This is a genomic window from Wenxinia marina DSM 24838, from assembly GCF_000379485.1.
Classification (GTDB): domain Bacteria; phylum Pseudomonadota; class Alphaproteobacteria; order Rhodobacterales; family Rhodobacteraceae; genus Wenxinia; species Wenxinia marina.
In genome coordinates, this window is sequence record NZ_KB902281.1 from 23,586 (window position 1) to 36,623 (window position 13,038).

Annotated in this window: 10 protein-coding genes; 6 read left to right on the forward strand and 4 right to left on the reverse strand. The window is 72.0% G+C overall.

Annotation, left to right across the window (positions count from 1 at the left end):
• Positions 1 to 9 precede the first annotated feature (9 nt).
• Entirely contained in the window at positions 10 to 3,477 is a 3,468-nt protein-coding gene (gene mfd, locus A37W_RS0105545; RefSeq protein WP_018302034.1) for a transcription-repair coupling factor, read from the forward strand.
• 16 nt (positions 3,478 to 3,493) lie between these two features.
• Here the strand turns inward: mfd and A37W_RS0105550 are convergent, their stop codons facing one another.
• The 4 genes from A37W_RS0105550 to A37W_RS24005 all read right to left on the reverse strand — a co-directional run bounded on the left by A37W_RS0105550 (position 3,494) and on the right by A37W_RS24005 (position 7,613).
• Positions 3,494 to 4,822: an HlyC/CorC family transporter gene (locus tag A37W_RS0105550; protein WP_018302035.1), complete on the reverse strand. Its 1,329-nt coding sequence runs from the start codon at positions 4,820 to 4,822 to the stop codon at positions 3,494 to 3,496.
• Positions 4,823 to 4,960: 138 nt separating this feature from the next.
• Positions 4,961 to 5,920 (reverse strand): site-specific tyrosine recombinase XerD, encoded by a 960-nt coding sequence (locus A37W_RS0105555; RefSeq protein WP_018302036.1) that lies wholly within the window; start codon positions 5,918 to 5,920, stop codon positions 4,961 to 4,963.
• Positions 5,920 to 7,458 carry a hypothetical protein gene (locus tag A37W_RS0105560; protein ID WP_018302037.1) on the reverse strand — a complete coding sequence of 513 codons (1,539 nt, stop codon included), beginning with the start codon at positions 7,456 to 7,458 and terminating at the stop codon, positions 5,920 to 5,922. Before A37W_RS0105560 ends, A37W_RS0105555 begins: the two co-directional genes overlap by 1 nt.
• On the reverse strand, positions 7,458 to 7,613 hold the full coding sequence (locus A37W_RS24005) for a hypothetical protein (RefSeq protein WP_018302038.1): 156 nt from the start codon (positions 7,611 to 7,613) through the stop codon (positions 7,458 to 7,460). Before A37W_RS24005 ends, A37W_RS0105560 begins: the two co-directional genes overlap by 1 nt.
• A gap of 172 nt (positions 7,614 to 7,785) precedes the next feature.
• On the opposite strand from A37W_RS24005, the gene A37W_RS0105570 reads away from it, so the two are divergent.
• The 5 genes from A37W_RS0105570 (at position 7,786) to A37W_RS0105590 (ending at position 12,962) form a co-directional block, all read left to right on the forward strand.
• A complete protein-coding gene (locus A37W_RS0105570; RefSeq protein WP_018302039.1) occupies positions 7,786 to 8,379 on the forward strand; it encodes a shikimate kinase in 594 nt (197 codons plus the stop codon).
• Positions 8,376 to 9,488, forward strand: a complete 1,113-nt coding sequence (gene aroB / locus A37W_RS0105575; protein WP_018302040.1) for a 3-dehydroquinate synthase — start codon at positions 8,376 to 8,378, stop codon at positions 9,486 to 9,488. Before A37W_RS0105570 ends, aroB begins: the two co-directional genes overlap by 4 nt.
• A gap of 44 nt (positions 9,489 to 9,532) precedes the next feature.
• A complete protein-coding gene (locus A37W_RS0105580) occupies positions 9,533 to 10,276 on the forward strand; it encodes an RNA methyltransferase (protein ID WP_018302041.1) in 744 nt (247 codons plus the stop codon).
• A 68-nt stretch (positions 10,277 to 10,344) separates the two neighbouring features.
• A complete protein-coding gene (gene ctaA, locus A37W_RS0105585) occupies positions 10,345 to 11,496 on the forward strand; it encodes a heme A synthase (RefSeq protein ID WP_018302042.1) in 1,152 nt (383 codons plus the stop codon).
• The gene (locus A37W_RS0105590) at positions 11,493 to 12,962 is read left to right on the forward strand and encodes a carboxypeptidase M32 (protein ID WP_018302043.1); all 1,470 of its coding nucleotides are present in this window, start codon (positions 11,493 to 11,495) and stop codon (positions 12,960 to 12,962) included. The genes ctaA and A37W_RS0105590 overlap by 4 nt, the downstream gene beginning before the upstream one ends.
• Positions 12,963 to 13,038 lie beyond the last annotated feature (76 nt).

Below are 13,038 nucleotides of genomic sequence, written 5' to 3' on the forward strand. Positions count from 1 at the left end.
GTCAGCGCCATGCCTCGCTCCCCCTCCCACGTCACCGTCTCGGGCGCGCCCGAGGGGTTCGACGCCCGCCTGATCCTCGACGAGATTTCCCGCTCCGGCGGGCCGGTCGTCCATGTCGCTCGTGACGACCGCCGGGCCGAGGCGATGCGCGCCGCGCTCGCCTTCTTCGACCCCGCGCTGCCGGTGGTGACCTTTCCGGCGTGGGACTGCCTGCCCTACGACCGCGTCTCGCCGTCGGCGGACATCACCGCGACCCGGATGGCGACGCTTGCGGCCCTCGTGCACCGGATGCCCGAGCGCTTCGTCCTGCTCACCACGCTCAACGCCGCGACGCAGCGGGTGCCGGCGCGCGAGGTGCTGAAGGACGCGGCCTTCATCGCGAACGTCGGCAGCCGGGTCGACGAGGACGCCCTGCGCAAGTTCCTCGTCCGCATGGGCTTCACCCAGTCGCCCACGGTGACCGAGCCGGGCGACTACGCCGTCCGCGGCGGCATCATCGACATCTACCCGCCGGGGCAGGACGGGCCGGTCCGGCTCGACCTGTTCGGCGACGTCCTCGACGGCGCGCGGCGCTTCGATCCCGCCACCCAGCGCACGACCGAGAAGCTGAAGACCGTCGAGCTCGCCCCCGTCTCGGAGGTCATCCTCGACGACGCGGCGATCACCCGCTTCCGCCAGAGCTACCGGATCGAGTTCGGCGCCGCCGGCACCGACGACCCGCTCTACGAGGCGGTGAGCGCGGGGCGCAAGCAGGCGGGGATGGAGCACTGGATGCCGTTCTTCCACGACCGGCTCGAGACCCTGTTCGACTACCTGCCGAACGCGACCATCACCCAGGACGACCAGATCGACGCGGCGCGGGACGCGCGCTGGACGCTGGTGGAGGACGCCTACGAGACCCGCCGCGCCGCGATGGCGCAGAAGGGGCGGATCGACACCGTCTACAAGCCTGCGCCGCCGGGCGGATTCTACCTGGACGACGCCGCCTGGACCGCGGCGCTGAAGGATCGCCGCGTCCTGTCCTTCGCGCCGCTGAAGCAGCCGACGGGCCCCGGCGTCACCGACGCGGGCGGGCGGATCGGCCGCGACTTCGCGCCGGAGCGACAGGCGGAGAACGTGAACGTCTTCGCTGCGCTGGCGAAGCACGTGAAAGCGAGGGCGGCCGACGGCCCCGTGGTGATCGCCAGCTACTCCGCCGGCGCGCGCGAGCGGCTGGAGGGGCTGATCGAGGACGAGGGCATCGGCGAGACGATCCCCGTCGACAGCTTCGCCCGCGTCGGCAAGTCCGGCGTGCACCTCGCCGTCTGGGCGCTGGAGCATGGGTTCGAGGCGCCGAACCTCACCGTCATCTCCGAGCAGGACGTCCTCGGCGACCGTCTGATCCGCCAGTCGAAGAAGCGCCGCCGCGCCGAGAACTTCCTCACCGAGGCGCAGTCGCTGTCGCCCGGCGACCTCGTCGTCCATGTCGACCACGGCGTCGGCCGCTACCACGGGCTGGAGGTGGTGACCGCCGCCGGCGCCGCGCACGAGTGCCTCAAGATCGAGTATGCCGAGGGCGCGACCCTGTTCCTGCCGGTCGAGAACATCGAACTGCTCAGTCGCTACGGCCACGAGGAAGGCCTTCTCGACAAGCTGGGCGGCGGCGCCTGGCAGGCCAAGAAGGCGCGCCTGAAGGAACGCATCCGCCAGATGGCCGAGCGGCTGATCCGCGTCGCGGCCGAGCGGGCGCTGCGCAAGGCCCCCGTCCTCGATCCGCCGGACGGCATGTGGGACCAGTTCCTCGCCCGCTTCCCCTATGCCGAGACGGACGACCAGCTGCAGGCGATCGAGGAGGTGCTGGAGGACATGGAATCCGGCACGCCGATGGACCGCCTCGTCTGCGGCGACGTCGGCTTCGGCAAGACCGAGGTGGCGATCCGCGCCGCCTTCGTCGCCGCCATGTCCGGCGTGCAGGTCGCCGTGATCGCGCCGACGACGCTGCTGGCGCGGCAGCACTACAAGGGCTTCGCCGAACGCTTCCGCGGCTTTCCGATCAACGTCCGCCCGCTGTCGCGCTTCGTCTCGACCACCGACGCCAACCTCACGCGGCAGGGCCTCGCAGACGGGTCGGTGGACATCGTCATCGGCACGCATGCGCTGCTGGCGAAGGGGGTGAAGTTCAAGAACCTCGGCCTGCTCGTCATCGACGAGGAGCAGCATTTCGGCGTCGCCCACAAGGAACGGCTCAAGGCGCTGCGCTCGGACGTCCACGTCCTGACGCTGACCGCGACGCCGATCCCGCGGACGCTGCAGATGGCGCTCTCCGGCGTGCGCGAGCTGTCGATCATCGGCACGCCGCCGATCGACCGGCTCGCCATACGCACCTATGTCAGCGAGTTCGACAGCGTCACCATCCGCGAGGCGCTGCTGCGCGAGCACTTCCGCGGCGGGCAGTCGTTCTTCGTGGTGCCCCGCCTGTCGGACCTGCCCGAGATGGAGGACTGGCTGAAGCGCGAGGTGCCCGAGGTCAGCTACGTCGTCGCCCACGGCCAGATGGCGGCCGGAGAGCTCGACGACCGGATGAACGCCTTCTACGACGGCAAGTACGACGTGCTGCTGGCGACGACGATCGTCGAGAGCGGCCTCGACATCCCGACCGCCAACACGATGATCATCCACCGCGCCGACATGTTCGGCCTGGCGCAGCTGTACCAGATCCGCGGCCGGGTCGGCCGCTCCAAGACGCGCGCCTACGCGTATCTCACCACCAAGCCGCGCAGCCCGCTGACGCCGAACGCGGAGAAGCGCCTGCGCGTCATCGGCTCGCTCGATTCGCTCGGCGCCGGCTTCACGCTGGCGTCCCAGGATCTCGACATCCGCGGCGCCGGAAACCTCCTCGGCGAGGAGCAGTCGGGCCAGATGCGCGAGGTCGGATACGAGCTGTACCAGCAGATGCTGGAGGACGAGATCGCGCGCATCCGCTCGGGCGCGGGCGAGGCGATGCCGGACGAGGGCAGCTGGGCGCCGCAGATCAACCTCGGCGTTCCCGTGCTGATCCCCGAGGAGTACGTGCCCGACCTCGACGTCCGGCTCGGCCTGTACCGCCGCCTCAGCGACCTGTCGACGAAGGTGGAGCTGGAAGGCTTCGCTGCCGAGCTGATCGACCGCTTCGGCAAGCTCCCGCGCGAGGTGAACGTGCTGCTGACGATCGTGCGCATCAAGGCGATGTGCAAACGCGCCGGCATCTCGCAGCTGGACGGCGGGCCGAAGGGCGCGACCATCCGCTTCCACAACGACAAGTTCGCCTCGCCTCAGGGGCTGGTGGAGTTCATCCAGGGACAGGACGGGCTGGCGAAGGTGAAGGACAACCGCATCGTCGTCCGCCGCGACTGGAAGGACGACAAGGAGAAGATCCGAGGCGCCTTCGCCATCGCCCGCGACCTGGCGGAGAAGGTCGAGGCGAGCAAGAAGGAGAAGGCGAAGGCGGCGGCGAGCTGACAGCCGGCGCCGGCGGTCAGCCCTCCGCCGGCTCCAGCGGCGTGATCTTGAGGAGGGCCACTCGGTTCTCCTCCTTCTGCAGCACCTCGAAGCGGAAGCCGTGGAAGGCGAAGACCTGCCCCTCGGCCGGGATCAGCTGGGCCTCGTGGATCACGAGGCCGGCGACCGTGTTCGCCTCCTCGTCCGGCAGATGCCAGTCGTGCAGGCGGTTGAGGTCGCGGATCGTCATCTGGCCCTCGACGAGGTAGCCGCCATCCTCGGTCCGGGCGACCTGCGCCTCGCTCTGGACGTCGAACTCGTCGCTGATCTCGCCGACGATCTCCTCGAGGATGTCCTCGAGCGTGATCAGGCCCTGCAGCGTGCCGTACTCGTCCACCACCAGCGCGAAGTGCGTGTGCCGCTTGAGGAACTGGCGCATCTGGTCGTCGAGCGTGGTGTATTCGGGGATGAAGTAGGGCTTCATCGCCACGCTGAGGATGTCGAAGTTCGCCATCTCCGCCTCGTTCACCTGCCCGTCGTCGCGCAGCATGCGGTTCAGCGCGCGCAGCAGATCCTTGGCGTGGAGCACGCCGACGATGTTCTCGGGCGTGTCCTTCCACAGGGGCAGGCGGGTGTGCGGGCTCTCCAGCACGCGGGTCAGGATCTCGGACACCGGCAGGCCGGCATCGAGCGTCTCGACCTGGCTGCGGTGGCGCATGATCTCCTCCACCGCGCGGTCGCCGAGGTCGAGCGCGCCGAGGATGCGATCGCGGTCTTCCTTCTCGATCGCGCCCTCGTCCTCGCCGAGGGACAGGGCGCCCGCAATTTCCTCGCGCACGGCGAGGACGGAGGCGTCGGGATCGGTGCGCACGCCGAAGACTCGCAGCACGCCCCGGACGATCAGCCGGACGAGCGAGACGACGGGCGCCAGCACCTTGACGATCAGCGAGATCGGCGCGGCGACGGTCGAGGCCATGCTCTCGGCGTTGGTGATGGCGTAGGTCTTGGGCAGCACCTCGGCGAAGATCAGCACGAGAACCGTCATCACCAGCGTCGCGAGCGCCACGCCGCCGTCGCCGACCACGCGCGTCAGCAGCGCGGTCGCGAGCGAGGTCGCGAGGATGTTGACGACGTTATTGCCGAGAAGGACCGAGCCGATCAGCCGCTCGCTGTCCTCGGTCACGTCGAGGGCGCGGGCGGCGCCCTTGTGGCCCCTGTCGGCGGCGGAGCGCAGCTTGCCACGGCTCGCGGCGGTGAGGGCGGTCTCGGAGCCCGAGAAGAAGGCCGAGGCGACGAGAAGGCACAGGATGGCGCCGGCGGTCATCCAGAAGGCGGCGTCGGAGAAAAGGGGGGTCATCGGTTCCATGGGGCGCACTTGCGCGATTGTGTCTTAATGCGGCCAGATCGAGCCGTGTTCAACCCGCCGCGCCGGTCCGCCCGGCGACGACGGCGGCGGCAGGACGGTCGATCGGCGCCGCGGCCGCAGCGGGGCATGGTCCTGCGCTCAACCGGCCGGGGCCTCGGCGGTTCCGCCGCCATCCTCGCGTGCGAGAGGGTGATGCCGCGTCACCAGCTCCCGCAGGCGGGCGTCGAGGACGTGGGTGTAGATCTCGGTCGTCGAGACGTCGGCATGGCCGAGCAGCGTCTGGATCGCGCGCAGGTCCGCGCCGTGGGCGAGGAGGTGGGTCGCGAAGGCGTGGCGCAGGGTGTGCGGCGAGACCTTCGCCGGAGACACGCCCGCCCGCACCGCCAGCTCCTTGATGAGCGCGTGGAAGCGGTGGCGCGTCAGGTGCCCCTCGCGCCCGGTGGAGGGGAACAGGAACCGCGACGCCGGGCGGCCCTTCGCGCGCGCCGCATCCTCGGCGGCGTCGCGCCTGATCAGCCATTCGGCCAGCGCCGCCCGGGCGGGGCCGGACAGCGGTACCATCCGCTCCTTGCCGCCCTTGCCCTTCACCAGCAGCATCCGCGGATCGCCCCGCACCGCCGCGACGGGCAGCGAGACCAGCTCGGTCACCCGCAGGCCGGTGGCGTAGAGCAGCTCCATCAGGCAGGTGTCGCGCACCGCCTCGCGCCCCTCGCGGGCGGCGTCGATCAGGCGCGTCGCCTCGTCCTCGGTCAGCGTCTTCGGCAGGCGCTTGTCCTTGCCGGGGCCGCTGAGGCGGATCGCGGGATTGTCGTTCCGCCACCCCTCGTCGAAGGCGAACCGGTAGAGCTGGCGGATCGCCGACAGGCGCCGGGCGCGGGTGGCGCGGGACAGGCCCTCGGCCTCGCACGAGACGAGGTAGTCCTCGATGTCCGACTGCGCGGCGGTCGCGAAGGACGCGCGTCGATGCGCCAGCCAGCCGGCCGCGTCCTTGAGGTCCCGCCCATAGGCCAGCAGCGTGTTGCGCGCGGCCCCCGCCTCCGCCGCCTGCGCCTCCAGGAAGACCGAGATCCAGCCGGCATCGTCCCGTGGCGCGGTCATCACGGCGCCCGGTCGAGGATCAGCACCTGCAGCGCCGCGCGCCGGGCGAGATCCTCGAGGCCGACCGCCCGAAGGGTGGCCAGCGCCCCCGTCAGGGCCGTCGTGTCGCCCGCGAGGCCCTGGTTGAACTGGGTGCCGGCGCGAAGAAGCGCTTCGCCCAGACGGCCCGCCTCTATCAGTTCCGCCGCGCTCTGCGGCACTTCGGCGCCGGCGAAGGCCGCCACGATGGCCGTCTCGGCCGGGCCGGAGGGCGACAGACCGGCGACGTCGCCCCGCGCCACGCCGTTCAGAAGGCGGCCCGTGCCATCGTCGGCGGGGCGCGCCAGCGCCGCCGCCTCGTAGTCCGGTGACAGCAGCGCGATACGGTGCGCAAGCGCCGCCGCCTCGCCGGTCAGCGGGACCCCGGCCAGGGCGGCGGCGTATTCCTGCGCGAACGGCACCTCGGCGCGGATCGCCTCCATCGCCGCCCAGGCCTCGGGCAGCGCCTCCGCCACGGCGGCCGGCCCGTCCTGCAGCGCCGCCTCGAAGCGCTGGATCGCCGCGGCGCGGTCCCAGACGCCGCCCGACGCGCCGGGGCTCTGACGGGTGTAGAGGTCGAACAGGACGTTCTGCGAGACCGCGCCGTTGCGCGCCAGCCGCTCCGCCGCCTCGATCTGGAGCCGCCAGGCGGTGATCTCGCGCAGGTCGGCATGGGCGAAGGCCCGGGGCAGGTCGGCGGTCGGCAGCGCCTCTCCGATCGCTTCGTAGAGGCGGAACATCAGCGGCGTCACACGTTCGGGCACCGGCAGCGGGAACGCCGTCTCGTCCAGCGTCACGTCGAGGAAGCGGGTCAGCAGCGCCTCTTCCTCGGGCGTCACGTCGCCGAGCGCGATGGCGGTGTTCAGCGTCAGCGCCGCCGCGTTCCAGTCGCCCTGCCGTGCGAGGCAGAAGACGCGGGCGGGCAGGGTGGGCGCGATGGTCGGGCGGTCGCGCATGGCCGCGCAGGCCGCGTCCTCGGTCCCCAGCAGAAGCGAGACGTCGAACCAGCGGCGGAACCGCTCGGGGTCGTCGACCGGTCCCGCGGCCTCCAGCAGCGCCGCCGCCGGCTCCAGCGCCCCGAGGTCGAGGAGCTTGTCGACGCGGGCGAGGAACAGCGCGCCGCCCGGGCCGGCGTCCATCGGCGGATCGGCCTCCGCCAGCATCAGCATCGAGATCAGATCCTGCATCGCCGGTAGCGTCTCGATCCGCTCGCCCCGGACGAGCTCAGTCAGCGCCGCCTCGGAGGAGCGCGACCACAGGCTCGCCGGCAGGCCGGTGACGGATGGGGGCAGCAGGCCGACCGGATCGGCCGTCGGCTGGTCGAGCGGGGTCACCGTGATCTCCGGCGAGGTCGCGTCGCCCGAGACCGGAGGCTCGGCCGCGGCCGGGTTCGCGGCGGGCGGCGCCGTCTCGACGCTGCGGGATAGCCAGTCGATCGCCGACAGAGGTGCGTCGGCCTCCTGCGCGGCGGCAGGGCCCGCGAGCGCCGCCAGCGCGACCAGTCGGGCGAGCGCGCGCATCAGTCGGTCGGCGTCAGGGTGACCGGCTCGGTCACCTGCCGCTCGGGCGCGGCGAAGTCGTCGGGGAAGAAGACGGGGCCGACATAGGCATAGGCCACGAGGCAGATCGCGGCGAGAAGGACGAGCCAGAACAACAGCTTGATCAGTCTCCACATGCGCCTGTTCCCTTCCTGCCGTCCTGCCCGGCGCCGTTCCGGCTGCCTGTTCCGCCCGACTTATATATGGCTTTTCGCCCAAGTTCACGCCATTCAGGTCCGCGCGGCGGGAGCGGGCCGCGAGTCAGGGCGGACAGGCCACACGGCCCCGGCCGGGAGGGGAAGGACGGCGATGCAGCGGGCGGCGGGGCAGGCGGGGACAGCGGCACGGCCGCGCCCCTATCGCCTTCACCGGACCGTCGTCCTCGTCGGCATGATGGGCTCGGGCAAGAGCGCGGTGGGCCGCACGCTCGCCGGGCGGCTCGGCGTGCCGCACATCGATTCGGACGTCGCGATCGAGGAGGCGGCCAACGCCACCATCGCCGAAATCTTCGCCCGCGACGGCGAGGCCTTCTTCCGCGATCGCGAGCGGGCGGTGATCTCGCGCCTGCTGTCCGGCCCGCCGGTCGTCCTGTCCACCGGCGGCGGCGCGTTCGTCTCGGCCGAGAACCGGCGCATGATCTCGGAGCGAGGGGTGTCGATCTGGCTGGACGCTGCGCTCGACACGCTGTGGGAGAGGGTGCGCCACAAGGACACCCGCCCGCTCCTGAAGGCGCCCGATCCGAAGGGCCGGCTGGCCGAGCTGATGGAGGCGCGCACGCCCCTCTACGCCGAGGCGGACCTGTCGGTGGCCAGCGAGCCGGGCTACAGCCTCGACCAGACGACGGATCGGGTGATCGCGGCCCTGCTGACCCGGCCCGACGTGCTGACGGAGGAGACCGCATGAGCATCGAGACCGTCCGCGTCGACCTGCCGGGGCGCGCCTACGACATCCGCATCGGCCCCGGCCTGCTGGACGGCATCGCGGCTGACCTCGCTCCGCTTCTGCGCCGGCCGCGGGTGCGGATCGTGACGGAGGAGAGGGTCGCGGCTGCGCACCTGCCGCGGCTCGAGGCGGCGCTGGACGCCGGCGGCGTCGATCACGCGACGCTGGTGCTGCCGCCGGGCGAGGGGACCAAGGGCTGGGACGGGCTGTCGCGGACCTGCGAGTGGCTCCTCGCCGAAGGAGTGGAGCGCAAGGACGTCGTCGTCGCCTTCGGCGGCGGCGTGGTGGGCGACCTCGTCGGCTTCGCCGCCGCGGTGCTGCGGCGAGGGACGGCGTTCGTGCAGGTGCCGACGACGCTGCTGGCGCAGGTCGACAGCTCGGTCGGCGGCAAGACCGGCATCAACACGCCGCAGGGCAAGAACCTCGTCGGCGCGTTCCACCAGCCGCGGCTGGTGATCGCGGACACCGGCCTGCTGTCGACCCTGCCGGAGCGCGACTTCCGCGCCGGCTATGGCGAGGTGATGAAGTACGGCCTGCTCGGCGACGCGGACTTCTTCGCCTGGCTGGAAGGGGCCGGGCCGTCGCTGCGGGACGATCCCGCGGCGCTGGTCCGTGCCGTCCGGCGGTCCTGCGAGATGAAGGCCGAGATCGTGATGCGCGACGAGACCGAGGAGGGGGACCGGGCGCTCCTGAACCTCGGCCACACGTTCTGTCATGCGCTGGAGGCGGCGACCGGATATTCCGATCGGCTGCTGCATGGCGAGGGCGTCGCGATCGGTTGCGCGCTGGCGTTCGAGCTGTCGGCGCGCCTCGGCCTCTGCCCGCAGGAAGAGCCGTCGCGGGTGCGGGCGCACCTCGCCGCGATGGGGCTGAAGCGGGATCTGGCGGACATCCCGGGCGACCTGCCGGACGCGGAGGGGGTGCTGCGGCTCATGGCGCAGGACAAGAAGGTGCAGGACGGGCGCCTGCGCTTCGTCCTCGCCCGCCGGATCGGGGAGGCGTTCGTGACCGCCGACGTGCCGCGCGAGACGGTGGCCGGGATGCTGCACGAGGCGCTGGCGGCGCGCTGATCGGCCGCTTGCCGCCCCGGCCCGCGCGCCGTAACACCGCGCCCATGCCAGAGACCGTCCCGCCCGCCTTCGTCCTGATCCGCCCGCAGATGGGCGAGAACATCGGCGCCGCCGCGCGGGCGATGTGGAACTTCGGCCTCGCACGGATGCGTCTCGTCGATCCGCGCGACGGCTGGCCCAACCCGGCCGCCGCGGCGATGGCGAGCGGGGCGGGACGCCTGCTCGACGCCGCCGGCCTCTACGCCACGACTCCCGAGGCGGTGGCCGACGCCACCCGCGTCTACGCCACCACGGCCCGCCCGCGCGGCCTGACGAAGCCGGTCCTCACCCCCGAGGAGGCGATGCGCGAGGCGGCGGGCATCGTCGCGGAGGGGGGCCGCGTCGCCGTCCTCTTCGGGCCCGAGCGGACGGGGATGGAGAACGACGACATCGCGCTCGCCAACGCGATCGTCAGCGTGCCGGTGAACCCGGAGTTCCCGTCGCTCAACCTCGCCCAGTGCGTCCTCCTCATGGCCTACGAGTGGCGCCGCGCCGCCGAGGCGGCCGAGGCGCGGCGGGACGAGATGGCCGGCGCGACCTGGGCCACGGCAGGCGACGTGGAGAGTCTCGCGCGGACCTACGAGGCGCGGCTGGAGGAGACGGGCTTCTTCTTCCCCGCCGACAAGGCGCCGGGCATGAAGATGACGCTGCGCAACCTGTGGAGCCGGATGCCGCTGACCCGGCCGGACGTGCAGATCCTGCACGGCATCCTGCGACACTTGGCCCGGCGGGGCGGCGGGGCCGGCTGACTTGCGGCCCCCGGGCGGCGGGCCTAGCTTGCCGCCCGCCACGACACGACCAGCGGACGGACGATCTCATGGGCCTGAAACCCGGCAAATCCCGCGCGATCTTCGAGGAGGTGACGACGACCGAGAAGGCCGTCGCCGCCCCCGGCCAGATCGACCGCGGCCGCGGCGGCGCCCGCGGCGCGATCCGCGTCTGGCTGATGATCCTGTTCGCGCTGGTCTGGGTGATGATCGCCGTCGGCGGCGCGACGCGTCTGACCGACTCGGGCCTGTCGATCACCGAGTGGGCGCCGATCTCGGGCGCCATCCCGCCGTTGAACGCGGCCGACTGGGAGGCGCAGTTCGCCGCCTACCAGGAGACCGACGAGTTCCAGCAGCAGAACAGCCAGATGACCCTCGACGAGTTCCGCTCGATCTTCTGGTGGGAATGGGGGCACCGGCAACTCGGCCGGGTGATCGGCCTCGTCTGGGCCGTCGGCTTCCTGTGGTTCCTGGTGCGGCGGCAGATCCCGCCGGGCTGGACCGGGCGGCTGATCATCCCCGGCGCCCTCGGCGGCCTGCAGGGCGCGGTCGGCTGGTGGATGGTCTCCTCCGGCCTCGGCACCGGGCGGCTGGACGTGGCGAGCTACCGCCTCGCCGTCCACCTCGGCCTCGCCTTCGCGATCCTCGGCCTCCTGGCGTGGTACGTCTTCGCCCTCGGCAGGAGGGAGGCGGACCTGATGCAGGCACGGCGCAGCGCCGAGCGGCGGCTGTTCGGCGGCGCCACCGGCCTGATGCACCTGACCTTCGTGCAGATCCTCCTCGGCGCGCTCGTCGCCGGCATCGATGCCGGCCGCGCCTTCCCGACCTGGCCGCTGATGGGGAGCGGCTGGCTGCCGCCGGAACCGTTCACGCTCACCCCTTGGTGGCGCAACTTCTTCGAGGATGCGGGGCTGGTGCAGTTCGTCCACCGCTGCGCCGGTTACCTCCTCGCCATCCTCGGCGTCGTCGTCTGGGCCCGCGCCCGCCGCTCGCCGCACCCGGCGACGCGCTTCGCCTTCAACGCCATGCTGGCGATGGTCGCGGTGCAGATCGTCCTCGGCATCATGACCGCGCTCTATTCCGCGCCGCTCGGCCTCGCGCTGATCCACCAGCTCGGCGCCGTTGCCCTGTTCGTGCTGATCCTGCGCGGCCGCTTCCTCGCCCGCTATCCGAAAGTCCAGTCCATACGAGGCCGCGCATGACCGCCTTCGACGAGCTCCTCGCCTTCCAGCGCGAGACCGAGGCCCTCTCCCAGATCGCCGGCCGGCTCGGCTGGGACCAGGAGACGGTGATGCCGAAGGGCGCGGGGCCCCAGCGCGCGGAAGAGCACGCGGCGATGGCGAACGTCCTGCACGCCCGCCGCACCGACCCGCGCATCGGCGAGTGGCTGGCGGCGGCGGAGCCGGCGGACGAGGTCGCCGAGGCGCACCTGCGCCACATCCGCCGCGACTACGAGCGGATGGCGAAGGTGCCGGCGCGGCTCGCGGCAGAGATCGCGCGCACGACCTCGCTCGCCCACGCCGTCTGGGCGCAGGCCCGCGCGGACGAGGATGTGGCCGCCTTCCTGCCGATGCTGGCCAAGGTGGTCGACCTCCGCCGCGAGGAGGCGGACTGCCTGCGGGGGCAGGGCAGCCGCTACGACGCGCTGCTGAACGACTACGAGTCCGGCGCGTCGTCGACGCGGATCGCCGGCATGTTCGACGCCCTGCGCCCCCGCCTCGTCACCCTGCGCGACGCGATCCGCGAGAAGCCGGCGCCGCAGCCGCTCACCGGGACCTTCGCCGAGGAGGGGCAGCTGGCGCTCAGCCAGGAACTTGCGGCGACCTTCGGCTACGATTTCGGCAACGGCCGGATCGACAAGGCGGTGCACCCGTTCTCCAACGGCTCCGGCCTCGACGTGCGCATCACGACGCGGACCAACCCGCTGGACCCGTTCAACTGCTTCTATTCCACGATCCACGAGGTCGGCCACGCCGCCTATGAGCAGGGGATCGACCGGGCCTACCTGCTGACGCCGCTGGGGCAGGGCGTCTCGATGGGGGTGCACGAGAGCCAGAGCCGCATCTACGAGAACCAGCTCGGCCGCTCCCGCGCCTTCGCCGGCTGGCTGCACGGGCGGATGACGGAGACCTTCGGCGACCTCGGCGTGGCGGACGCGGACGCCTTCTACGCCGCGATGAACCGGGTGCACGAGGGCTACATCCGCACCGAGTCGGACGAGGTCCAGTACAACCTGCACGTCATGCTCCGCTTCGACCTGGAGCGGGCGCTGATCGCGGACGACCTGCAGGTCGCGGACCTCGAGGCGGCGTGGAACGACCGCTTCCTCGCCGACTTCGGCTTCGCCGTCGACGTGCCGTCGAACGGCCTGCTGCAGGACGTCCACTGGTCCGAGGGGCTGTTCGGCTACTTCCCGACCTACTCCCTCGGCAACGTCTATGCCGGCTGCCTGCACCAGGCTCTGCGCACCGCCGTCCCCGATCTCGACGCCGCACTGGTGCGCGGCGACACCGCGCCCGCGACGGCGTGGCTGCGCGAGACCGTGCAACGCCACGGGGGCCTGCGCGAGCCGCGGGCGACCATCGCCCATGCCTGCGGGTTCGAGCCGTCGGAAGCGCCGCTGCTTGACTATCTCGAAGGCAAGTTCGGCGCCCTCTACGGCCTCTGACGGCGAAGGTCCGCCTCCCCGGAAGCCGTGAATGGATCGGGTTCGGCCGTCATGCGTAGACTGGCCGAACGCGACC